Genomic DNA, 21,791 nt, shown 5'->3' on the forward strand with positions numbered 1-21,791 from the left:
CTGCCTTACCAGGGCAGCGCTCCACCAGGCTGAGCTACCACGGCCCATTTATTAAGAATCTAGGAAGGATTAAAATGGATTTTGCTCATTTTTGATCTTATTATCTTACTAAAAATATGGATTCATTTCAATTGATTCTAAGTAGTAATTAGCATCTTCGTCTCCATAATAAATAATGATTATGAGGTAAATTTTGTTTCGTACAGCTAACAACTTTCATGATCTTAATCAAATTATCAATGTCCTACATTTTTAGTTTTCTTTTTAAGTTGCTAATAGGGACATTGAGATACGTTTATTAATACATTATCACTAGAGCGCCATTTAATGTTTAGAATTAGCTATACAATATCTTAAAATTTTATAATTTAAAATGTTTTATGCAAAGGATGTCTAGTTTTACAATATTTTGTAAAGTATTTTCTATATTTTTAATATATTATTAGATCTTAGACAAAACATCGAGACTTTTATATCTGACATCCTCACCTCTTTTAATCCAATATACCGAAGCTATTAAACCAAGTCCTTGAAACCCCATACCATATATAGCAAATCCCCATAATGGAAGTGATGAAGTTAAATAAGTTGATATAGTGTATGTTGTCATAGCTATTCCTCTAACTATACCTATATAAAATGCCCTATTTGTTGTTGGGAATAAAGTTGGTTCATAAATTGTTCTAACAAACCATGTCATAGTTATGAAAAATAGATTAATAAATGTCAAAGAATAAAATAGATACAATGACTTAAAGTTAAAAATTGTATATGCTAATATAGGTAAAAAACTAATTGTAGCAGTTAAAAATGAAATAAAAGTATATTTTCTCATATCAATTTTATCTATTATTGGACCAATTAATAATCCTGCAAAGCTAGCCCCAAGGTTAGCCCATAAAATAACTTCTATGAGAGAAGATCCTTTAAAGTAAAAATCCGCTAAAACAAAAGCCATTAAGGACCAAGTTAAGTAGTTTGCCAAAGCCCAAATTGTTAAAATCAAAAACCTCTTTTTTAGTCCTATATTAGATGATAAAAAGTTTTCTTTAACGTTTAATTCCTGGCTAGTAGTTATTTTGCTTATTTCTTTTTCTGCATCTTTAATTTTTCCTTTTGCTGTTAGCCATCTAATAGATTCTGGCATTAAAAGCCTCAACATTATAGCAATTATCAATCCTATTATAGCCATTATAGCTATTGATATACCCATTATTATAAATGAGTTTTTCATGAAATAAACAGACAAAGCTATAGCTGCGGCAATTGCCGCGCCAATATTTTCGAAATTTGGAGATAGAACTAATATTTTTTCCCTATATTTAACAGGAGTAAGTTCTGCAAGCAATGATAGCCCTATAGGATTCTCTCCTTCAACTCCAAACATAGATATCCCATAACCTAATAGAAATAGCACCATTTGTAGTAATCCTTTTATAAATAATAAATCTAAAACAATTATTAAGCTACCAAGGCCATAAAGACCCATAGTTATTATATAAGTCTTTTTTCTACCCATAATTCTATCGGATATTCTCGATAATATTAAATCTCCTAACAATGGAATAGCTGCTATAACAATTAAATAATATATGTTTTGATATGTTGGAAAAAATGCGTATCCCAAAGTATTAATTATCCCCCATAAAAAGAAACCTATAGATGTTGAAAAGAAAATATACCAATGCATTTTACCCCATTTTGCCAAATCAATTTTTCTGATTAGATTTTCAGACATAATTTCACCTTAGAGAACAGTTGTTCTCTAAATATTTAAATTTTTTCATAGGACTTATTATAAATAAGTATTGCTAATTTTCAAATACAAAGAAAGATTAAAATAACATGTCATATGGGCCCGGCCGGAGTCGAACCGGCGACCTCCGCCGCGTCAGGGCGGCGTCCTAACCAAACTAGACTACGGGCCCTCAAATCTATATTTATTGTTACCCTTTAAAATCATTTCTTTCATAAAGATATAAAATTTTTTGATTTTAAATAAAATAGGGTTGAAAATGATAGCATTAACCCTAGAATTACAAGATGAACATGTTTTCATTTCAGATCTGAACAACTATTTAAAAAATTATAAAAACAATTTAAATGACAAGAAAAATTTGCAAAAAATTAGTAAAATTCTTTTTATTTTAAGCAATTATGTTTTAAAATGCCATCATAAAAAAGAAGAAAAATTCATTTTTCCATATTTAATAAATAAGGGTGGAGAAGAAGCATCTTTGGCAAACGAAATGATGAACCAACATAAGATCATTGAAAATCTTGAAAATCAATTAGAAAGTAGTTTAAATATGGTCGCATTAAAAACAATAGATCAAAAACTTTTAGACCTAATCACAATTTTAGATTCTCATATCCAGGAAGAAAATACTGTTGTATTCGCATATGCAGAAATTTCTATTGATGAAAAAGAAAAAGAAAAAATTCTAAATGAAATTAATGAATTTGAAAAAGAAAACCCCGAATTTTGTAATAAGGATAAATACCAAAAAATATTAAATCAGTTGCAATGAGTGTAATTTATTATTAAATAATAAAATCAAAATATTAAATCAGTTGCAATTTATAACATTTAATTTTTTTATAAAGATCTTTATTAATAGATTACTCGCATAAAGGTTAAAGTAGTGATTTCATATATAGAAAAAATATATATAGTCTATTTAAGTTAAATATACCGAGGAGAGATAATGGAATATAAATGGAGAGCATTATCTGTCACAAGCGTTGGATCACTGATGTCAGCTATAGATAGCACGGTTGTATTATTAGCTCTAGTTCCTATAACTCAAGATCTTCATGCAAATTATGTCACAATAGTTTGGGTAGTTATAGCTTATTTGCTAGCAAGCACCAGTTTAGTATTAAGTCTTGGAAGAATGGGAGATATGTATGGAAGAAAGAAAATTTACAATCTCGGATTTATAGTCTTTACTATAGGTTCCTTGTTAGCGGCTTTATCATTAAACGGTATTCAATTAGTTATTTATAGGGCCATAGAAGGAATAGGATCAGCTATGATGATAGCTAACTCTTTAGCTATAATATCAACAGCTTTTCCACAAAATGAAAGAGGCAAAGCTTTTGGCATAAATTCTATAGTTTGGGCAACCGGAAACATTTTAGGTATAGTATTAGGAGGTTTTATAATAACATATACTAGTTGGAGATGGATATTTTTAATAAACATACCGATAGGCATTTTCGGAACTATATGGGCTTGGAGGACATTAAAAGAAACTAAGGCATATAATACAAAGGAATCGTTTGATATAGCAGCTGCTATAGCATTTACTTTAGGAATATTATTAATACAATTAGGGGTAACGAATGGCCTATTATATGGCTGGCACGACTTTTCCACAATTGCATCATTTATACTATCACCGTTTCCTTTTATATTCTTTATCATATGGGAAACAAAATATGCAATCGACCCGATAATAGATTTGAAATTATTTTTTGGTAATAAAATGTTTAGCGCTTCTACTTTTACAGCTACAATTCAGAGTTTAGCTATGTTTGCTGTCAATTTTCTATTATTATTTTATTTGGAAGGTATATTTGGGTTAAGCGTTCTAACAGCTTCGTATCTAATAATACCTATGGCATTTGTTAATGCCATAGTAGGCCCAATAGGAGGTAGGTTAACCGATAAATATGGTGCAAGAATTATAAGCACTTTAGGTTTAGCATTCCAAGCAGCAGCTATATTAATGCTTAGTTTTATGAATTCGTCAACATCCTTATGGTATGTTGCGTTTACTGAAGGCATTTTTGGAGTTGGAGGAGGTTTATTTTGGCCTTCTAACACAAGTGCTGTGATGTCCGGTGCTCCCAAAGGTAAATATGGTGCAGCGTCTGGAATATTATCAACTTTTAGAAATACAGGCATGATATTGAGTTTCGCTGTAGCATTAACTGCTGTAGCAAGCAAGCTACCACCTGCTATAGTTTATCAGCTATTTGTAGGCACGCTAAGCACTAAGCTTGATATTAATACAGCTAGCAGTTATTTAGCAGCTCAATCATATGCTTATCATATTTCTTTTGGTTTACTTGTTATATCAATAATATTGTCCTTAATGAGGCCTAGTAAAACACAAAATATAATTGAAGAAAAAATAAAAACTCAACAAAGTATACCTATACAATGAATTTATTCTTTAATGTATTTGTTGCCCATCCTTACTATAATGTATTATTTGTGTGGGACAACTTTGTGAAGCAGCATCTACACAATCTTGTAACTCATCACCTACTGTACCTTCACTTCTTGATCCTTGTTCTTTTTTATCTGCATCTGCTCTCCATTTATTAACTATTTCTGCCTTGCCATCAATTTCATTCATCTGAAATACGTCTGGACACAAGCTAACGCATACCATATCTGCTATGCAATTCTCTCTTGGTTCGATCCAAACCTTTATTGTCATTTTTCTCACCAATTTTATATTATTTTTATAAGTTTTAAGTTTTAGTAAATACTAATACTTAACTTATATGATTTTATCTATCTATATAATTATAAACTATACATATTAATAATTCATATTATTAAATTCTTAATTAAATAATTTAAATGATAAGATATTTATTTTTGAAAGAAATATTTTTACTGGTGTCGCTATGAATATAGGGTTTGCAAGAATTTTAATGAGCAAATCAATAAGAGTATTTTTGTCAGGAATCGTATCAATTTTAACACCATTTTATCTAAAATATTTAGGATTTTCACCATTCTTAATAGGAATTTCCATATTTGTTATTGTGTTAGGTAATGTGGTTCAAAATTTAATTTTGACATGGTTTAGGAGCAAAATAAATATCAAAACATATTTGCTTATAGTTAGTTTGCTTTTTTCTATATCAGGATTTATTCTATTTATATCTTCTTCAATATTCTTAATTTTTTTATCACTGTTTATAGGGAATATAAGTACAACCGGAAATGAGACTGGTCCATTCCAGTCAATTGAAGCAGGTATTTTGCCTGATTTAGTAGATAAAAACTTTGTAAAAAGAGCATATGGTATTTATAATTTCTTAGGCTATACTTTTTCCTCATTAGGAGCCTTAACATCATCAATACCGGCTTATTTTAATTACGATATATTCTCCTTCAAAATATTTTATTTATTGTATGGAATAGGAGGTTTAATAATTTTTATAAATTATGTTAAGTTTAATTACAAAGAAGATGAAAGCACAAGACTTTCATTAAAAGATTTTGATAAAAAAGCTAAAAGAGATCTTTATTTAATTACAGCATTATTTTCTACTGATGCCCTAGGAGGTGGATTCATAGTACAATCAATAGTAGCTTACTGGTTCAACTTAAGATATGGAATATCATTAAAAGTTTTGGGTCCTCTTTTTACGGCAGTGAATATAATTACTGCTATTTCTTTATTGTTAGCACCTTTGATAGCGGAAAGGTTGGGAAATCTTAGAACGATGGTTATTACCCATCTTATATCTAATGTATTTTTAATAATGATACCTATTTTTTCATCATTTTGGATAAGTGCTATGTTTTTATTGCTAAGACAAAGTATGTCTCAAATGGATGTGCCGACGAGACAAGCTTTTATCGTTGAAATATTTAAGAGAGAATATAGAGTCTCATTTAATTCTATATCAAATACTTTTAGAAGCATTTCTTCTTTGTTTGGATCTCCTTTAGATGGTGTAGCTTTAGAAAATGGTTTATTGATTTTACCATTCTTTGCAGGAGGTTTCATTAAAATTTTCTATGACTTTTCTATTTTCTATTTTTATCGTAATAGAACAAAATAATTATTTATATTTTTGTGTCTCTTCGATGCTTTCTTGGTTTAAATCCTTAAAGTAATTGTTGTATATTTCTTCTACAATTATTTTTTCATCTGTTTTTAATTCTAATCCATTAATTTTAATGTATTTATCTATTTCTGTTATAGATGTTATATTTGGTAAAACAGATGAAACGTTTCTGTTTGATAATATAAAGATTAATGCTAATTCATATAGCATATAATTTTTTAATTTTTCTTTTAATATTTCTGCCCCCTGTAATCCTTTTTTAATCCAATTTATATCTTTAAATTTTCTATGTAATTTACTATCATAGTTTATTGGCCATTTCATTTCATTTAGTACGTCGCTTGCGTGAGGTACTCTAATAAAATGATCAATGTTTTCATATTTTAAAAAGTCTTCACCTGGATATCTTTCTATTATGTTATATATATGTTCTAGGCTTTCATAACCAATTTCTATAGCTTTTAAACCCTCTTCTTTCCAACCTAATGTTGGACCTAATGAGATTCCATAACTCAATATTTTGCCTTCTTTCTTAAGATCCTTTAGAAATTCGAATATTTTTTCATTAGTTACCACATTTATAGTTGGATTGTGAAGCATTAGTATATCTATATAGCTTGTTTTCAGTCTATTTAACGAATCATTGATTGCTTTATTCAGATAATCCAAATCAAATCTTCTCTTATTTGTTAATAAATCATACCCTACCTTAGTTAAAATAACTATATCGTCCCTATTAGTTTTAAATATACTTAACAATTCCTCTCCTTTTCCCTTTCCATAGATATCAGCAGTATCGAAGAAATTTATTCCTTTTTCATAGGCATACTTTAATATTTTCTCTGAATTGCTTACAATACCCCATTCATTAGAAACTAAAGACCATAATCCTATTCCTATTTCTGATACTTCTTTATTAACATTTTTTAGCTTTCTATATATCATAGGTTCCACAATTTTTTGTCTAAAACTAAAAAATTTAAAATGCGATATAGATTTTAATGTAAAGCCAAATCAGCAACTTTGAACTATAAAATTATACAAGATGTATTGAAAAGTAAACAAGGCCTAGTGAATTTAATACTTTATTCAACAGATAAAACGTTTCTCAGAAAAGGAAATAAAAGCTTGTTAGTATTTATTAATTGGTGATATTAATTGGCATTAAAAAGACAAGCTTCACATGCAGGATCGTTTTATCCATTAAATAAAGATGAGCTTATTAAATCAATAGAAAATAGCTATTTACATAAACTTGGTCCAGGGAATTTGCCAAAGGTAGGAGAAAGAAAAAGACAAAGTATTGGTTACATGGTTCCTCACGCAGGCTACATATACAGCGGACCAATTGCAGCTCACAGCTATTTTAATATAGCAGCTGAAGGAAAACCAAAAGTATTTGTGATAGCAGGACCTAACCATACAGGTCTTGGAGAAAACGCATCTATATGGAAAGAAGGACTTTGGGAAACTCCTCTGGGTGATGTTGAAATAGATAGTGAAATCTCAAAGCTTATAGTTTCTTATTCAAAATATTTTTCTTTTGATGAGGAAGCTCACCTATATGAGCACTCTGTAGAAGTCCAGATACCTTTCTTACAGCAACTATTTGAAAATGTAAAAATAGTTCCAGTTGTAATTAAGCTACAAAATGAAGAAGTTTCTTTAGACCTAGCTAATGCTTTGTACAAAATAATAACAGAAAATGGGGTAGATTTAATCTATATAGCTAGTAGTGATATGAACCACTACGAACCTTATGATGTTACTTATAAAAAGGATGAGATGGCATTAAAGAAGATTGAGGAATTAGATACAAATGGATTATTTAAAGTATTAGATGAAAACAACATAACTATGTGTGGTCCCGGGCCCGTTGGAGCATTACTGTATTTAGGAAAAAAGATGAACTCTAAGGTTCAAATATTAAAACACGCAACCTCTGGTGACATTACTGGAGAGAAGGATTGGGTCGTTGGATATGCAGCAGCAAAAGTTATAAATTCATAAAAATATCTTCAGATGAAAATTTAAATTTAAATCAGATTATATTTTATACGAAGATGATATGCAATGAAGCTCAAATCTTACTCATCGGCAGTTATTTTGGGTTTTCCAATACCAGATACATCTAACCCTTTTATTGCTGTTCCTACAAAAGAACTAGTATTTAATATAAATATAGAAAAATGCAACAAACCAATTGTATTATTTGATAATTTTCCTAACGAAGTAAAAGAGTATATATTAAATTATTGGAAAAAATTAAATGAAGGATTAAACGAAAATTTATGTGCAAAGGTTAATTTGGAAGAAAATCTCAAAGGCTTTACATATTCTGGATTGTATGCAGTCACAACCTCTTTGCTCTTGTATTCTTTAGGAAAATATAATAATGAAATTTTAGAAGAGGATGAAATAATAGAGCTTACTAGGATAACTGATAATGTTAAAGATCCTTCATGGAGTTCAGTTCTAGATTCGTTGAGATTTTCATCTTTAACAGGAAAATCAGTAGTATATAGGAACGATGAAGAGAACTCATCATTAATGAAAATTATATTCCCAATAGAGTTTAGAAGCATGATTACATTGAATCAAAAATTAACGAGGGATTTATTGGGAAACGATGTTTATGGATCATTAACTCATCTCATGGGAATTTCAGTATTAGAAGCATCTATTAGGCTTAGAGAATCAAACAACTTTAGAGAAGTTTTTAATATATTTAGGCCAATAACTGATGCAATATCAAAAATAATGTGGGGATTAGACAGCAATGAAAATTGTTTTTATGTTCCTGGTTTACCTAATACTGCTGAAAAGATATGCATCTAAAACATTTATATTTAATTAATTTAGAATTTTATTAGGGATTAAAATTGAAGTGCAAATCTGCTGTAATAAAACTTGGAGGAAGTCTAATTACAGACAAATCGTCTCCAAGAACTATAAATTGGGATTCATTAAATGATTCTATTTTACAAATATATAAATATTATAAAGAAAGTAATGCGAAAATAGTTCTTGTACATGGAGGAGGGAGTTTTGGTCATTATGAAGTTGATAAAATAAGGAAAACAAGAAATGTAATTGATTCTTTTTCAACATCTTTAATTCAGGAATCTATGTTAACATTAGCTTTAGCAGTACTAAAATCTTCAATAAACTCTGGAATTCCTGCCTCTCTACATCCAGCACATACTATATGTAAAAGCAATGTAAAAGATTGTAATTATTATCCAATAATAAATGATTTAAACAACGGGTTAATACCAATTACTTATGGTGATGCAGTTTTTGATGGAGAAGGGAAAATTATTAGTGGAGATGATTTATCTGTACAAATTTCAAATATTATAAATTCTGATTGTTTGATTTTTGCGACAGATGTGGAAGGAATCTTAGATGAAAAAGGCAACCTAATAAGAGAATTAAGGAGAGATCAAAATATAAATATTATAAATAGGAATGTTTTTGATGTCACCGGTGGTATTATAAATAAAATAAATAAGGCTTTTAATTCAAAGTCTAATAACATAAGAATAGTATCGGGAAAAGAAATCTATAACGCTTTAAATGGAGAAGATGTTGGAACAAAAATCATTAGCCTTTAGTTTTTTCCCAATAGTTTATTATTTCACCAGACTTCATAACTATAAGCATTTTCTTCATATTAGCTAAAGACCTTTCGTGCGATTCTTTATCAGAGGATGAAACAGCATCTTCAGCAATCACAGGTAAAAAACCTAGGTTAAATGCATGTCTTGCACTAGATTCGACTCCAATTTCAGTTGCAATACCAGTAAAAACTAAAGTTGTAATTCCTGCATTTCTAATCATAAGCTCAAAATTAGTCCCAACAAATATGCTTGCTGTGTTTTTATTTATTACAATTTCATTTTTCTCTGGTTTAATTGCCAATTCGTACAAGTTAGGATCATTACCCCATGAAGCTTTTCTTCCCCATCTTGATAACAGAAATTTTCTTACAGGCGATTCAAACCTTTCTGGTAAGGGCGTTATTTTAGTATAAAATATAGGAATGTTTAGAGACCTGGCAGAATTTATTAAATTGTTTAAAGAATTCATGAACTGCTCTTTATTAAAAATTCCTTGAACTAACATGTTTTGGACGTCCCATACAATCAAAGCAGAATTATTTGGCTTAAACAGTTCTTCATAAGAATTATATTCACTCATACTACCACCAAAATATATATGTAGCTTAGATATATAAATATGTATCATATAGTTTTTCTATATGAAACTTTTTAAACCTTTCTCTATTTAATGAATGTAGTGATCAAGTTGAAGTTAATACCTACAATTATTTTCATTACAATCTCAATAGCAGGAATTGGTGCTGCACTAACATCTTATTATTACGTTTATATGGCTAACACTTCACCACCTGCTTGTCATTTTAGTGAAAACATAACAAGTAGTGGTATTGAATTAAACTGTTTAAACGTACTTAAAAGTTCATATTCTTCTATTAGTTTAAATTTTGGAGTAAAAGTTAATGCAAACTTTGATGTTTTAGCAATAATTTATTTCAGTGTTAGTCTTATACTTTCACTTATGATGCTTTTTACTTATTATTCAGTAATAGCATAATATATTTGGTCTATAATAGGAGCAAGCTTCATACCATATTTAGTTTACTTAGAAATATACGTTATAAGATCCATATGTATTTATTGCACAACAATGCACATACTGATAATTTCGCAGGTCTTATTATCTTTATATTACATTAAATCAAAAAAATTAATTTAGGTTATTTCATTAATTTACTTTTGTTTCTGATAGAAATTATAGTACCATAGGCTATTATTACAACCCCCACTATACCTAATATAATGCTTAAAAATATTGATAGATACGAAGGCCATAAAACAATTCCCACGATTGCATATCCAATTCTTATAGGAACCGTATAATTGTTAGCTATTGTAATTGTTCCATTAGTTGTCGAAGCTGCAACCCAAATATTGTTACTTCCTGCCTGTGATACACTTTGTCCATTTATTAGGACTTTTAATGGGTTTGAAGAATTGTAAATAAGTAATTTACCTTGACTTATGGATATAGATATGTTTTGATTAGGAGCCAGCAAATATGTTGATAAATTGATTTGTTTTTGAGCTTGTTTAAGGGAATTGGAAAAAGTAGATTCCAGAGCATATGGAGAAACAATAAACAATAAAACTACTGCAACCGCTAAAATAACTATCCCTATTGTAAATAATCTCCTAGCACTTGGCATTTAAATTACCTCAGATTATCTATAGAGAAAAAAGATTATAAATATAGTTTATTTAGTCCTTATCAAAAAGCCAGAAAATCCTATCGCCCAAATTAAATTTGGATAAACTATTAATCTTTCCATGCCACCATAATTAAAAGGACCATAAATATTAAATATATATAATATTAGAGATACCAATCCTATGCTTCCCATTATAGGCCATGTTAAATTTTTGTTTGATTTATATTTGAAAGCAGCATAAGATGATAAGGAAGCAAAAAGAAAAACTATTAATGACATTATAGTATGTAAATGATAAGGAGAATTTTCAGGGAAAAAACCAACTCCAGCAGCACCTATTCCTGATAATAATAAAAATATCTTTAAGATTTTTCCTTCTAATAAGAATCCAGATATTATCAACAAAAAACCCATTACAATTATTGATGTATTGAATATATAGGCAGTACTGCCAACACCTAAATCACTTATGTAATTTTTTGAAATACTATATCCTGGATATAATGATTCCGCAATCATCATAAATATGAAAAACTGAGCAACACCAATAAATATGAGATATCCAGATATTTTTTCTTTGTTCATTGTTTTACACCATTGAATAAAAATATTTTTAGAAATTTAAATTTTTCTATAATTTTATATAATAAATTTTTATTAAAAGCTGCTAACAATCTATAAAAAGTTTTTACTTGGTATTTCTTATTAATTTATTAATATTTGTCAATAATTTATATTTAGTTGAAAAATAAAAACAAATAAGAAAAAAAGATTATGGTAGAACGTAACCTATCGATCCAGCGAAAGCTAATATTAAAAACAAGAAACCATCTATAGCCGAGAATATTCCTGCTATTTTTGCATAAGTTGCCTTACCAGTATATCCATGAATTGATAGAAACACAGTAACTGGAACTAAGAAATATAGTATTATTGATATGAATATTAAACCATGTATAGCTGTATATGTTGCAAACATAGCAAAAATTATGCCTGTATACCATAAAGCATGTTGAATTATATACATATTAGTTCCGCCTAATATTAACGCTATTGATATCATCCATAGCAACAAAACAAATGCAGCAGCAACAGTTGCATCAAAAACAGCTGCATCTTGAATAACAAAAGCCAATGCAAGTGTCTCCATTATTGCGCCACTCAATATAACTATACCAAAATCCTTAGGATTATTTTTAGTCCCACCAACACCCATATTAACAAAACCTATTATTAAAGTCATAACTCCTGCTTCCCAAAAAAGAGTATTCATAGCTGTGTTAGCTAATGCACCCATTTTTGTTTCACCTCTAATATTAAAATATTAATGTAATATATAAATTTAACTATATCAAAAATATTATATACAAGTTTCCCACAAACATCTAACTAGTTGTAAAAAAACTAATTGTTAAAAAAGAAATCTGTTTATTCTCCAATTAACTTTTAAGAGATTTAGGAAATCTGATCAACATCAATGATATTATTACAGCTATTGCAGATGCAGCAACTAAATCGCCAATCATTCTCAACCAAATTAAATTCTGAACTACCTGGAGATTCCAGAACCCAATATTACCATTTGGTGTTGTAATTGTTTTTATATACCAAAAACCATACTTTAGCTCGTAAATCCACTGCAAAATTCCCAATGGTAACAAAGAGATTAAAGCCTGGAGGTAAAATCCAACAGTATAAATTATTGATGCTATACCTAAGTACTTTAGATCTCTTTCTGTAAATCCTCCAGATAATGTATAAGCGACTACCCACATTAATATAGTTGGTAGTCCATAGGCTAATGGAAATGCCAAGTGAGCATGAGCCATTGTAAATTGTAGGTCATGGGTAAAATAATTAATTATAGGAGCATTAATCAAACCTGCTCCAAAAACTATTACCCCAGCACTTCCACCTATTCCTGCAGCTAAAACAAACGTTATCAAGGTTTTTTGGAACTGATTTAGATTGTTGCCCTTGTTTCTTTTAGCTGCTAAAATTACGTAACCCATGGCCATTCCTAATGGTATGGCCTCTAAAACACTTAATATAGCACCTATGTACATCCATATAACAGGAAATCCAGTCCAATAATAATGATGAGCTGTACCGATCATGCCAGTAAGTACTTCTGTTACTGCATCTATAGTTACAACAGTTTTTGCTAGACCCGCTGGAATTAGACCTTGTAAAACTAATAGTAATGCAAGTACAGCTATTACAATACCTGGCCAGAAACCTTCTACATTTGCATGCACAAATATCCATCTGAAGAACTCATCTTCTGTAAAATAGGGAAAAGGTTTTACAATTGGTAATGCTCCAACAAAAATACCTATTGCATCACCCGCAAGTAAGTATGATAGTACTTTGGCAAAGGGCTTAAGAAGGTCAACTGTCAATTTAGACGCTTTATAAAATAAATACGAGACGTAGCCTAAAAGAGCGGTTATTAACAATAACCAGAAAGAACCGACTTCTATTACATCCCTACCTTGTGCTCCAAATATAAACCACCATGGAGATGGTATTAGCTGCAGATAGCTTGCCCATAATCCGAACAAAGAACCTAATGCAGTTACTACACCCAAAATTATAACGGTAATCATTGTTTTCCTAGATATATTTAATCCAAAGTATGGCAAAACGAATAGCGAAAAAATTACCCATGTTAATGAAATCCAATATATGGCCAACCATATATGTAAGCCCCTTGCAACATTAAACGGTAAAATAGATAGAAGATTTAAACCATATAATACACCCGTAGAATAAAGATGCATAACATATGCTCCTAATAGGCCTTGTACTCCAGAGCCCAAGGCAGCTATAAGCATGACCCATAATGCTAATTTTTGGGTTTTATTGGGTTTAGGTAAATCAATTTTTACAATAGGATCATTCCAATGCGAAATTAATTCCTTAATTATATAGATTATAAGAGGTATTCCAACAGCAAAGATAGCACCTATCATTGCAAATGTAGAAAAATAAGCGTTATTGCTAGGCGTAGTTAATCCTATAGTATAAGGAAAACCATTCGTATAACCCATAATTGAAATTATTGCAGACCATGTAAAGTATGCGGTCAAATCCTTTATTATAGTCTTATTTGTTATCAAATTGGGTTTTAATCTATATTGAGATGAGTTTGATCCTAAATATATAGAATAATAATCAATTGCATAATTATAAGCGTTAGCAAAATCATTGCTAACAACTATTGTATTATTATTTTTATAATATATTGGATCTAAATAATTTTTAATCTCATTAAGTTCGGTTGAGTTATAATTTGAAGGCATATCGCCTTGTGATATTGGATCTAAATATAGCTGCTTTGCCGTATAATCTTGAAATAACCTTAAGGTATAACCAGTAAAATCTATACCAAAATATGATCCCATACCTTCAATGCTACCGTAATCCATAAGTCCATACTTTTGGAAGTAGTATTTTCCCATAATTATTTGTTGTTTAGTAAAAAGGACAGTACCGTTTTGTGATATTACCTCATTCGGAACTGGAGGGAAATTTCTAAACGTATACGCATATAAGGCAAAAGCAAATATAAACACAAATATAACTGCTACTAAAACAATTTTAGTACTTCCATTTTCCATTATGTTCACCAATTAATAATTAAGGTTAAATATATTTAGGTAAGATCCTAACCTTTTAGGAAATCTAAATAAAAAAATAAATTTTAGCAATTAAAATTTTAGTAGGGGTTAAATTGGTTAAGCTTGTAAAGGCTCAAATAAAGATTTACAGAGATGATTGCGAAGTAACTAATGAGATTTATGAAAGAGGAATTAAATTTAAACATTTAAAAGTTAGACCCGGATATGAGGAGAGCATTCATATAATAAAATTTGAAAACCCGATAGATAGAAATTCTATTAGGGGACTCAGAAACATTTCACAAATCGATAGCAATACCATATTAGCTATTACAAAAAGTTGCAGTGCTTGTAAAGTTATGTCTCTAGTAAATCTATTGATATTGTCAGCAGAACCTGGTAACAATAACAGTATAGTTTATACGGTATTAGCAAAGAATGATCAACTAAACGATGCCATAAAAGAGATCAAAGATAATGGACTAAAAGTTGAGATATTAAGTAAGGAGAGATACGAAAACATTGATTTAAGCGAAAAGCAAATCAAAGCAATTATAACAGCATATAAAATGGGATATTTTTGTAAGGATAGAAAAGCAACGCTAACTCAGGTTGCCCAAAAGCTTAATGTAAAACCATCATCGCTTGAGGATGTTTTAAGAAGAGGATTAGAAAAAATCTTAAGTAATTACTTTTTAGAACAAGGCCTTATGGATGAAGATGATATTGAGAGCAATAGGTGTTGATAAAATCAATAAATGATATATAAATATACTAATTAAAACGAACAATATAGATGAATACATACCTATTCTTCCAATTTTCTTTATTTCTTTAATATTAATAATTTTATTACCAGAAAGAGATAAAGCAATCAGAGGAAATAAATACAGCGTAACCAAGTAATAATTTCCAGAAATTAAATAAGTCAATGCAATAGCTATTACAACTAGAGATAATGTATAACCAACAGTTTTAATTTTATCAATCTTCCTAAAAGGTAGCTTATATTCAACTATAGAAGCTAAAGTTAAGGTAAACATAATCCACGATAATATTATAAGAAATTGATAGGTTTTCACATAAGATATCATTGATAACCAAACTAATGACATAGATGACAAGAAACTGCTACCTGAAATGTTAGTTAAGACGTATTTTTTCCTTAACGAAGACGCTAAATAAATAATCAATAAAGATACAGGTAGAATCAAATATAATGTTAATTTAACTAAAATAATATATGGTATTAACAATAATGTAACCAAAGCAATATCCTTTACTTTAATTTTATTTATTCTTAACCTTAAATAATTAAAACAGTAAATATCAATAATTGCATTAATTATAACCATTAATGATATTATAGAAATTTTCGATGATAGCCCAAGAGATAATACTAACGATAATATTAACGAAGACATTAATCCATGCGCCATTGGTGTTTTCTGCATTGAATATCACGATTATTAAAAAAATAATAAACCTAAATTTACCTTAGCCTAATCTTTAAGGCAAAATAGGATAGGTTTTTATTTTTGAGAAAGTAATAATAAAATAGGTGATAAAAGTGGGAAACGTAGAATTTCCTAGCAAAGAATGGGCAGAAATTTTTTGTAAAAAAATTAATGAAAACAATAACTATAAAAACGTTGCTAAAGGCTGGAAGTGGCCTCTGATGTTTAAGGTGATAGGCTTATCTGATGAATTATTGAAAAAGTTTCCCAGTGGGAATATAGGTATTAAGTTAGATTTATTTGAAGGACAATGTAAAGGCGCCGAATTTTATGAAGATTCTACAAAAGGGAACGCTGATTTCATATTAACAGCATCGTTCGATAGCTGGATGAAAATACTTACAGGAGAACTTAATCCTGTTACCGCAATTTTACAAGGAAAACTTAAATTAGAGAAAGGATCCATGGCAACAGTGATGAGATTTCCTTCAGCAGCAGTTGAATTGGTAAAATCAGCTCAAGAGGCTTCTAAATAAATTAATATATTTTATTTAATATATCTTTTATTTCATCTATTGTAGGAGAAATTGGATTAAAAGCAAGATCAGGATCCCTTAAAGCTAAATCAGCAATCTTATCTATACTACTCTTATATGTCTTTTCATCTATTGCTATTTCGCTTAATTTCTTAGGTTGTCCAATTTTATTATATAAGTCTAATAAATGCTCTGTCAAGTTCTTTTTTATTTCAAATCCATCTAACTGTTCTAATGCAATTTTTATTTCATCATACATTTTCCCTGCATTTTTATCTTTATAATTAAAATTTATTACATAAGGCATTACTATTGCTACAGCCATACCATGAGGAATATTAAATAATGAGCCCAAAGGATGCGCTATAGCGTGAACTAAGCCTACACCTGAATTAGAAAATGCTATACCAGATAGCGTGGCAGCAAGATGAAGATAGTTAAGCGATTCCTCATCATCCTTATTTTCTACAACTTTTGGTAAGTATTTGAAGAACATTCTAGCTGATTGAATAGCTATTCCCTCTGATAATGGATTAGAATTTATTGATACTATACCTTCGATATCGTTTGCCAATCCATCAATAGCGGTTATAATTAGCTGCTTTTTCGGTAAAGTTTTTAAAAAATTTATGTCTAGAATGCTCTCGTAAGGAACTAAATCATAATTACCTGATGCGTATTTAATTTCGTAATTATTTTCTTTTATTTTCAAAACAAAAGCAAAGCTAGCATCACTTCCAGTTCCGGCTGTAGTTGGTATTGTAACTAGTAATGGGAATTTATTTTCTAAGTTTAACGAAACAAATGGAGAAATATCTTCGCTTTTTAAATCAGGTCTCAGTAATTTAACCCTTAAAACTTTAGATACATCAATGACGCTTCCTCCACCAATAGCAACAATAAGATCTATATTTTCTCCTTTGACAAACTCATAAATATTGTTAACTGTTTCTATATTAGGCTCCGGACTTATATCATAATATAGTCTTACATTTATACCATTTTTAGCTAATCCTTCTTCAATCTTTTTAAAGTAATCTGTACTTCTTATTACCTTATCAGTTATTATTAGAATATTCTTTAAACCATAGCCTCTAGATAAATTTAAAAGCTCTTCTAAAGAATCTGCATTATAAATAATCTTTCTTGGTAAAACAAGAGACACCATTTTAAACACCTTATGAAGGAATTTCGACCCCTTCTAGCCAAATTCCAGCTAATATTTCAAAGTGTGGTGGTATTACATTTTTATCTACGGCCACATTTATTACAGATGATTTCTTCGATTCTATAGATCTTTCCAATGCGGGTTTTATTTCATCTGGTTTTGTAATATATTCTCCATGGCATCCAACAGCTTCAGCTATTAAATCATATCTTATCTCAGAAAAATCAACGCCTACATGTCTGTTGCTATAATATAATGTTTGACCAGCTTTAATCATTCCCCATGCGCTATCATTTAATACAATAAAAGTGATTTGTAAGTTTTCTCTGCATGCAGTTTCAAGATCAGCTATATGAAATCCAAAAGCTCCATCTCCTGATATTACATAAACTTGTTTATCTGGATTTGCAAGCTTAGCAGCTATTGAGAAGGGTATTCCAGAACCAAGATGGCCTGAATCTCCACTAGCAGTGCTGAAATAAGTATAAGGTAAATAAACCTTATTCAGATATGACGCCCATACGGTAGTGTTACCGCCATCGATTACTGCTATAGAATCTTTAGGGAAAAACTCCCTTACTTCTCTTACAACCCTTAAAGGATGTATTGGTATAGAATCAGAATAAGAAAGATCTTCCATATTTTTTAAATATTCTCTTTCGGATTCTTTATATTTTTCAAGCTTTTCTGGGTAATCTTTCTTTGGTGGCATAATTTTTTTAATTGCTTCCAATAATTGGCTTAAAACTACTTTTACATCACCGATAATACCTATATCAACAGGTCTATTTAATCCTATATCGTCACCTGTGATATCTATGTGAATTGTTTTTTGATTACTGAAATCACCCCATGCAGGAGGCTTTCCCCAATAATCTAGATCTCCAAGCCTTGATCCTGCTATTAATACAACATCAGCCTCTGTTTGAGCTTCTAATGCTCCTGGTAATGAAGGTAATAGTAACGAAGGATAATCCTCAGAAATACTACCTCTTCCACCAATTGATGTAGTTACTATAGCTTTTAGATAATCAGCCAATGCTTTAGCTTCTTCAACTGCGTTAGCTCTTAAAATACCTCCTCCTAGGTGAATCAAAGGCATTTTGGCCTTAGCTAATAATTTTGCTGCTTCATCTATTAAAAAAGGATTACCTGCAGGAGGTACTATTGGTCTATAATTATCTGGTTTTAGCAAAGATACACTGCTTTCATCACCTGTTTGATATAGCACATCCACAGCTACATCTAAATGAACTGGTCCTGGTCTGCCAGTTAGAGCTTTTCTAAAAGCCCATTGAACCAATTCCGGTATTCTATTCCACTGACTTATATAAGCATTCCATTTTGTTACAGGCTTTAATAAATTAATTTGATCCAATGCTTGCATCGATCCATGATCTGGATAAGATTTCCATGATTGATTTTGAGCTGTTATAATTATTATTGGTATACCTTCAGCGAATGCAGGATAAACACCACCTATTAAATTAGCTGCTCCAGGGCCAACAGTTGCTATTACAACTCCAGGTTTGTTTGTAACTCTAGCATATCCATCAGCTGCATGTGCTGCAGCACCTTCATGATGAAATGTTACAAATTTAATCTTGTTATCGTTATAAAATGAATCTAATAAAGGATATAATTGATCTCCAGGTACACCAAATACATATTTTACCCCTTCATTAACCAAAATCCTTTTAATTAATTCTCCACCTGTAATTTTTCCCACAAAAGTTCACCAATCTTATTGTATACAAAGAAAAATAAAATACTTTATCGAATACAAAGAAATAATAATAGATTCATTTATTATAAACTAAGTCTCTAGATATTTGACCTGTTACACAATGAATACTTCCTCCCCCTTTAACAACTTCATCCATTTTAACTTCTATTACATCAATTGCATTTTCTTCTAGGATTTTTCTCACAGCATCGCACCCTTCTGCTAAAAGTATTTTATTGGGCTCTAACGCAACGGTGTTTAAACATAACTTTGTTTTGAAATCTTTAGAAACATCAGAATATTCTACTGTTACTATATTAAAACCAAGATTTTTCAATTCGTCAGCAACTTCCCAAGGGAACATTTGTTTAATAGTAATAAGAGTGTCTTCATTAATTTGGGACACATATTCATCTATGTGAATTCTACTGATAGGGGTTTGTATAACAAATATGTTTTTAAAACCATTTTTTTGTAATAATGAAATAAATGCTTCTACACCGCTTTTATTATTTCTTTCACCAATTCCAACCAATGCTACATCATTTCTAATAATTAGTGCATTTCCTCCTTCAAAGATTTCATTGTTTTGCATTTTTTTCACTATAGGAATATTTAACTTCTTTAATGATTCCTCATATACGCTTTCTTCTCCTCTTCTAACATCGTATTTAAAGTTAGAAATTATTGCACCTGAAGGTATCATTAAAAATGGATCCCTAGCATAAACAGCATTTGGTTTATCTTCTAAACCTTGAACTATATTTACCTTAACACCTTCGTTTTTATATATTTCAATTAAATCTATTATTTCTTTTTTAAATTCCTCAATATTAACAGTAGAATTAAATAAATATTTACGGTAATTCTCTTCATTTACGATTTCCAGCTCTTTCCCAGGGACATGCATCATTACTTCTCTTAATTTCCCCACCTCTGAATCTAAATAAATCATGCACCTCAATCCTCCCTCCAATTATAAAATGTAAAAAGAAATATATAAAACAGCCTAATTATAAAAATTGGGTTTATTAACTCATTTAACATCTTTAAAGAATAAATAAAAACCTATTGTGGATATTGTATATAAAACAGCTGTAATAAAGAACGGAAGATTTAAATTACCTAAGTAAAATAAATATCCCCCAATAAATGGTCCAAAAGATCTAGGTATAGAATCTATAAGGTTTATTAGACTCTGGCCTCTTGCCCTTTCATCATAAGGTATTAAATTTAAAACAAAAGAGCTAAATATAGGCCCTGTCATGTTCATAAATGTGTTTCTTAATATGAATATTAATGAAGCAAGATAGAATGAATTAGCTAATGGAAGTAATATTAACAAAATTATACCTATTATATGGGTATAAACGATTGTTTTAACTCTTCCTAAATGCCTTGAAAGTTTTGGGGAAAATAAAGTTGATACAGCTAATATTCCATTAGATATTGCAAATATTGGACTTATTTCTGCTGCTGTTTTAGCAAATTTTAAATAAAACCATAAAGATATTATCGGCAATATTAAACCTGCCCCTAATCCAACTAAGGATTCAAAGGACAATTTCATTACATTTTTAAATGATTTCAATCTAAAATCTAATTTACCTCCTTTGTAATCTTCTTTTATTAAAGAAATTAATGACAACGATATTAATACAATAAATAAGTTCAAAAGTATTATATATCTTAATTTTATAAACATAGGCAATAATGAACCAATTACTGAAAGAAAAGTGCTAATAGAATAAGATAAACTCATATTTTTATCTAAATTTAGAGATTTTTCTGCTAATAAAGCCCCAGTTAGTCCGCCTCCACTCATCAAGCTAACTATTAATAAACCATATGGAAATTTAAGAAAAAGGAGCAAAAAACCTACTATAGATATAGATCTATTAATTATGGCAAATTTTTTTCTACCAAAAGCATCTCCCAGAGTAGAAAAAATAATTGATAAAAATGATCCAATTAACATTTGCCCTGCTATCAATAATCCTATAAGTGCTGCATTTAAACCAAGATCTTTAAGATATAAAGGATTTACAAGCTGAGAAGAACCAAAAATTAATCCATTAACTGACATTGCTGCAATCAGTAATTTTTCATCTCTTCTCATTATTATCCAACTCTTTAAACCTTGAAGTCCCATTAATATTGCTGATCACATTGTTAATACATAT

General features: G+C 29.7%; 23 protein-coding genes and 1 tRNA gene. 10 read left to right on the forward strand and 14 right to left on the reverse strand.

Annotated features, from left to right (window positions below; genetic code table 11):
* Window positions 1-442: 442 nt before the first annotated feature.
* Together ACP5GV_RS04800 and ACP5GV_RS04805 are read right to left on the reverse strand one after the other, a co-directional pair.
* The gene (locus ACP5GV_RS04800; protein ID WP_428102578.1) at window positions 443-1,738 is read right to left on the reverse strand and encodes an MFS transporter; all 1,296 of its coding nucleotides are present in this window, start codon (window positions 1,736-1,738) and stop codon (window positions 443-445) included.
* Between the two features lie 115 nt (window positions 1,739-1,853).
* Window positions 1,854-1,928, reverse strand: a tRNA-Val gene (locus ACP5GV_RS04805).
* A gap of 87 nt (window positions 1,929-2,015) precedes the next feature.
* Between ACP5GV_RS04805 and ACP5GV_RS04810 the strand changes: the two genes are divergently transcribed.
* Complete coding sequence (locus tag ACP5GV_RS04810; RefSeq protein ID WP_428102580.1) at window positions 2,016-2,531, forward strand: hemerythrin domain-containing protein; 516 nt, start codon at window positions 2,016-2,018, stop codon at window positions 2,529-2,531.
* A 177-nt stretch (window positions 2,532-2,708) separates the two neighbouring features.
* The gene (locus ACP5GV_RS04815; RefSeq protein WP_428102582.1) at window positions 2,709-4,175 is read left to right on the forward strand and encodes an MFS transporter; all 1,467 of its coding nucleotides are present in this window, start codon (window positions 2,709-2,711) and stop codon (window positions 4,173-4,175) included.
* A gap of 9 nt (window positions 4,176-4,184) precedes the next feature.
* Here ACP5GV_RS04815 and ACP5GV_RS04820 read toward each other — a convergent pair whose 3' ends face one another.
* Window positions 4,185-4,454 (reverse strand): ferredoxin, encoded by a 270-nt coding sequence (locus ACP5GV_RS04820; protein WP_292319161.1) that lies wholly within the window; start codon window positions 4,452-4,454, stop codon window positions 4,185-4,187.
* Window positions 4,455-4,647: 193 nt separating this feature from the next.
* On the opposite strand from ACP5GV_RS04820, the gene ACP5GV_RS04825 reads away from it, so the two are divergent.
* Window positions 4,648-5,817, forward strand: a complete 1,170-nt coding sequence (locus ACP5GV_RS04825; protein ID WP_428102585.1) for an MFS transporter — start codon at window positions 4,648-4,650, stop codon at window positions 5,815-5,817.
* Here the strand turns inward: ACP5GV_RS04825 and ACP5GV_RS04830 are convergent, their stop codons facing one another.
* Entirely contained in the window at window positions 5,818-6,768 is a 951-nt protein-coding gene (locus ACP5GV_RS04830; RefSeq protein ID WP_428102587.1) for an aldo/keto reductase, read from the reverse strand.
* Between the two features lie 213 nt (window positions 6,769-6,981).
* On the opposite strand from ACP5GV_RS04830, the gene amrB reads away from it, so the two are divergent.
* The 3 genes from amrB to ACP5GV_RS04845 all read left to right on the forward strand — a co-directional run bounded on the left by amrB (window position 6,982) and on the right by ACP5GV_RS04845 (window position 9,440).
* Entirely contained in the window at window positions 6,982-7,833 is an 852-nt protein-coding gene (amrB, locus tag ACP5GV_RS04835) for an AmmeMemoRadiSam system protein B (protein WP_428069051.1), read from the forward strand.
* A 63-nt stretch (window positions 7,834-7,896) separates the two neighbouring features.
* Window positions 7,897-8,661: a hypothetical protein gene (locus tag ACP5GV_RS04840; RefSeq protein WP_428102589.1), complete on the forward strand. Its 765-nt coding sequence runs from the start codon at window positions 7,897-7,899 to the stop codon at window positions 8,659-8,661.
* Window positions 8,662-8,705: 44 nt separating this feature from the next.
* Entirely contained in the window at window positions 8,706-9,440 is a 735-nt protein-coding gene (locus ACP5GV_RS04845) for an isopentenyl phosphate kinase (protein ID WP_428102591.1), read from the forward strand.
* On the opposite strand, the gene ACP5GV_RS04850 is transcribed toward ACP5GV_RS04845, so the two are convergent.
* Window positions 9,430-10,026 (reverse strand): isochorismatase family cysteine hydrolase, encoded by a 597-nt coding sequence (locus ACP5GV_RS04850; RefSeq protein ID WP_428102593.1) that lies wholly within the window; start codon window positions 10,024-10,026, stop codon window positions 9,430-9,432. The genes ACP5GV_RS04845 and ACP5GV_RS04850 overlap by 11 nt on opposite strands.
* Window positions 10,027-10,125: 99 nt before the next feature.
* On the opposite strand from ACP5GV_RS04850, the gene ACP5GV_RS04855 reads away from it, so the two are divergent.
* Together ACP5GV_RS04855 and ACP5GV_RS04860 are read left to right on the forward strand one after the other, a co-directional pair.
* Window positions 10,126-10,443: a hypothetical protein gene (locus ACP5GV_RS04855; protein WP_428102596.1), complete on the forward strand. Its 318-nt coding sequence runs from the start codon at window positions 10,126-10,128 to the stop codon at window positions 10,441-10,443.
* 15 nt (window positions 10,444-10,458) lie between these two features.
* The gene (locus ACP5GV_RS04860) at window positions 10,459-10,605 is read left to right on the forward strand and encodes a vitamin K epoxide reductase family protein (protein ID WP_428102629.1); all 147 of its coding nucleotides are present in this window, start codon (window positions 10,459-10,461) and stop codon (window positions 10,603-10,605) included.
* A 1-nt stretch (window position 10,606) separates the two neighbouring features.
* Here the strand turns inward: ACP5GV_RS04860 and ACP5GV_RS04865 are convergent, their stop codons facing one another.
* From ACP5GV_RS04865 to ACP5GV_RS04880, 4 genes are all read right to left on the reverse strand, one after another.
* The gene (locus ACP5GV_RS04865) at window positions 10,607-11,095 is read right to left on the reverse strand and encodes a hypothetical protein (protein ID WP_428102598.1); all 489 of its coding nucleotides are present in this window, start codon (window positions 11,093-11,095) and stop codon (window positions 10,607-10,609) included.
* Window positions 11,096-11,143: 48 nt separating this feature from the next.
* Window positions 11,144-11,683, reverse strand: coding sequence for a DUF998 domain-containing protein (locus ACP5GV_RS04870; protein ID WP_428069040.1), 540 nt, complete (start codon window positions 11,681-11,683; stop codon window positions 11,144-11,146).
* A gap of 187 nt (window positions 11,684-11,870) precedes the next feature.
* On the reverse strand, window positions 11,871-12,395 hold the full coding sequence (locus tag ACP5GV_RS04875) for a hypothetical protein (protein ID WP_428102600.1): 525 nt from the start codon (window positions 12,393-12,395) through the stop codon (window positions 11,871-11,873).
* 142 nt (window positions 12,396-12,537) lie between these two features.
* Window positions 12,538-14,721, reverse strand: coding sequence for a cbb3-type cytochrome c oxidase subunit I (locus ACP5GV_RS04880; RefSeq protein ID WP_428069037.1), 2,184 nt, complete (start codon window positions 14,719-14,721; stop codon window positions 12,538-12,540).
* A 113-nt stretch (window positions 14,722-14,834) separates the two neighbouring features.
* On the opposite strand from ACP5GV_RS04880, the gene ACP5GV_RS04885 reads away from it, so the two are divergent.
* Window positions 14,835-15,467: a helix-turn-helix domain-containing protein gene (locus ACP5GV_RS04885; protein WP_292319736.1), complete on the forward strand. Its 633-nt coding sequence runs from the start codon at window positions 14,835-14,837 to the stop codon at window positions 15,465-15,467.
* Here ACP5GV_RS04885 and ACP5GV_RS04890 read toward each other — a convergent pair.
* Entirely contained in the window at window positions 15,417-16,175 is a 759-nt protein-coding gene (locus tag ACP5GV_RS04890) for a hypothetical protein (protein ID WP_428102603.1), read from the reverse strand. The two genes, ACP5GV_RS04885 and ACP5GV_RS04890, sit on opposite strands and share 51 nt — an antisense overlap.
* Window positions 16,176-16,291: 116 nt before the next feature.
* Between ACP5GV_RS04890 and ACP5GV_RS04895 the strand changes: the two genes are divergently transcribed.
* Window positions 16,292-16,714, forward strand: coding sequence for an SCP2 sterol-binding domain-containing protein (locus tag ACP5GV_RS04895; protein WP_428102605.1), 423 nt, complete (start codon window positions 16,292-16,294; stop codon window positions 16,712-16,714).
* Window position 16,715: 1 nt separating this feature from the next.
* Here the strand turns inward: ACP5GV_RS04895 and ACP5GV_RS04900 are convergent, their stop codons facing one another.
* The 4 genes from ACP5GV_RS04900 to ACP5GV_RS04915 form a co-directional block, all read right to left on the reverse strand.
* Entirely contained in the window at window positions 16,716-17,882 is a 1,167-nt protein-coding gene (locus ACP5GV_RS04900) for an iron-containing alcohol dehydrogenase (RefSeq protein ID WP_428069030.1), read from the reverse strand.
* A 10-nt stretch (window positions 17,883-17,892) separates the two neighbouring features.
* A complete protein-coding gene (locus ACP5GV_RS04905) occupies window positions 17,893-19,611 on the reverse strand; it encodes a thiamine pyrophosphate-binding protein (RefSeq protein ID WP_428069028.1) in 1,719 nt (572 codons plus the stop codon).
* A 73-nt stretch (window positions 19,612-19,684) separates the two neighbouring features.
* A complete protein-coding gene (locus ACP5GV_RS04910; RefSeq protein ID WP_428102631.1) occupies window positions 19,685-20,563 on the reverse strand; it encodes a dimethylarginine dimethylaminohydrolase family protein in 879 nt (292 codons plus the stop codon).
* An 81-nt stretch (window positions 20,564-20,644) separates the two neighbouring features.
* Window positions 20,645-21,760, reverse strand: a complete 1,116-nt coding sequence (locus ACP5GV_RS04915) for an MFS transporter (RefSeq protein ID WP_428102609.1) — start codon at window positions 21,758-21,760, stop codon at window positions 20,645-20,647.
* Between the last annotated feature and the right edge of the window lie 31 nt (window positions 21,761-21,791).

Source organism: Caldisphaera sp., assembly GCF_049974385.1.
Classification (GTDB): domain Archaea; phylum Thermoproteota; class Thermoprotei_A; order Sulfolobales; family Acidilobaceae; genus Caldisphaera.

Excerpts from the sequence above, each read along its gene's own strand:
- ACP5GV_RS04800 (WP_428102578.1), bottom strand. The coding sequence starts at position 1,738 with ATGTCTGAAAATCTAATCAGAAAAATTGATTTGGCAAAATGGGGTAAA.
- ACP5GV_RS04810 (WP_428102580.1), top strand. The coding sequence starts at position 2,016 with ATGATAGCATTAACCCTAGAATTACAAGATGAACATGTTTTCATTTCA.
- ACP5GV_RS04815 (WP_428102582.1), top strand. The coding sequence starts at position 2,709 with ATGGAATATAAATGGAGAGCATTATCTGTCACAAGCGTTGGATCACTG.
- ACP5GV_RS04820 (WP_292319161.1), bottom strand. The coding sequence starts at position 4,454 with ATGACAATAAAGGTTTGGATCGAACCAAGAGAGAATTGCATAGCAGAT.
- ACP5GV_RS04825 (WP_428102585.1), top strand. The coding sequence starts at position 4,648 with ATGAATATAGGGTTTGCAAGAATTTTAATGAGCAAATCAATAAGAGTA.
- ACP5GV_RS04830 (WP_428102587.1), bottom strand. The coding sequence starts at position 6,768 with ATGATATATAGAAAGCTAAAAAATGTTAATAAAGAAGTATCAGAAATA.
- ACP5GV_RS04840 (WP_428102589.1), top strand. The coding sequence starts at position 7,897 with ATGAAGCTCAAATCTTACTCATCGGCAGTTATTTTGGGTTTTCCAATA.
- ACP5GV_RS04850 (WP_428102593.1), bottom strand. The coding sequence starts at position 10,026 with ATGAGTGAATATAATTCTTATGAAGAACTGTTTAAGCCAAATAATTCT.
- ACP5GV_RS04865 (WP_428102598.1), bottom strand. The coding sequence starts at position 11,095 with ATGCCAAGTGCTAGGAGATTATTTACAATAGGGATAGTTATTTTAGCG.
- ACP5GV_RS04870 (WP_428069040.1), bottom strand. The coding sequence starts at position 11,683 with ATGAACAAAGAAAAAATATCTGGATATCTCATATTTATTGGTGTTGCT.
- ACP5GV_RS04875 (WP_428102600.1), bottom strand. The coding sequence starts at position 12,395 with ATGGGTGCATTAGCTAACACAGCTATGAATACTCTTTTTTGGGAAGCA.
- ACP5GV_RS04880 (WP_428069037.1), bottom strand. The coding sequence starts at position 14,721 with ATGGAAAATGGAAGTACTAAAATTGTTTTAGTAGCAGTTATATTTGTG.
- ACP5GV_RS04890 (WP_428102603.1), bottom strand. The coding sequence starts at position 16,175 with ATGCAGAAAACACCAATGGCGCATGGATTAATGTCTTCGTTAATATTA.
- ACP5GV_RS04900 (WP_428069030.1), bottom strand. The coding sequence starts at position 17,882 with ATGGTGTCTCTTGTTTTACCAAGAAAGATTATTTATAATGCAGATTCT.
- ACP5GV_RS04910 (WP_428102631.1), bottom strand. The coding sequence starts at position 20,563 with ATGATTTATTTAGATTCAGAGGTGGGGAAATTAAGAGAAGTAATGATG.
- ACP5GV_RS04915 (WP_428102609.1), bottom strand. The coding sequence starts at position 21,760 with ATGGGACTTCAAGGTTTAAAGAGTTGGATAATAATGAGAAGAGATGAA.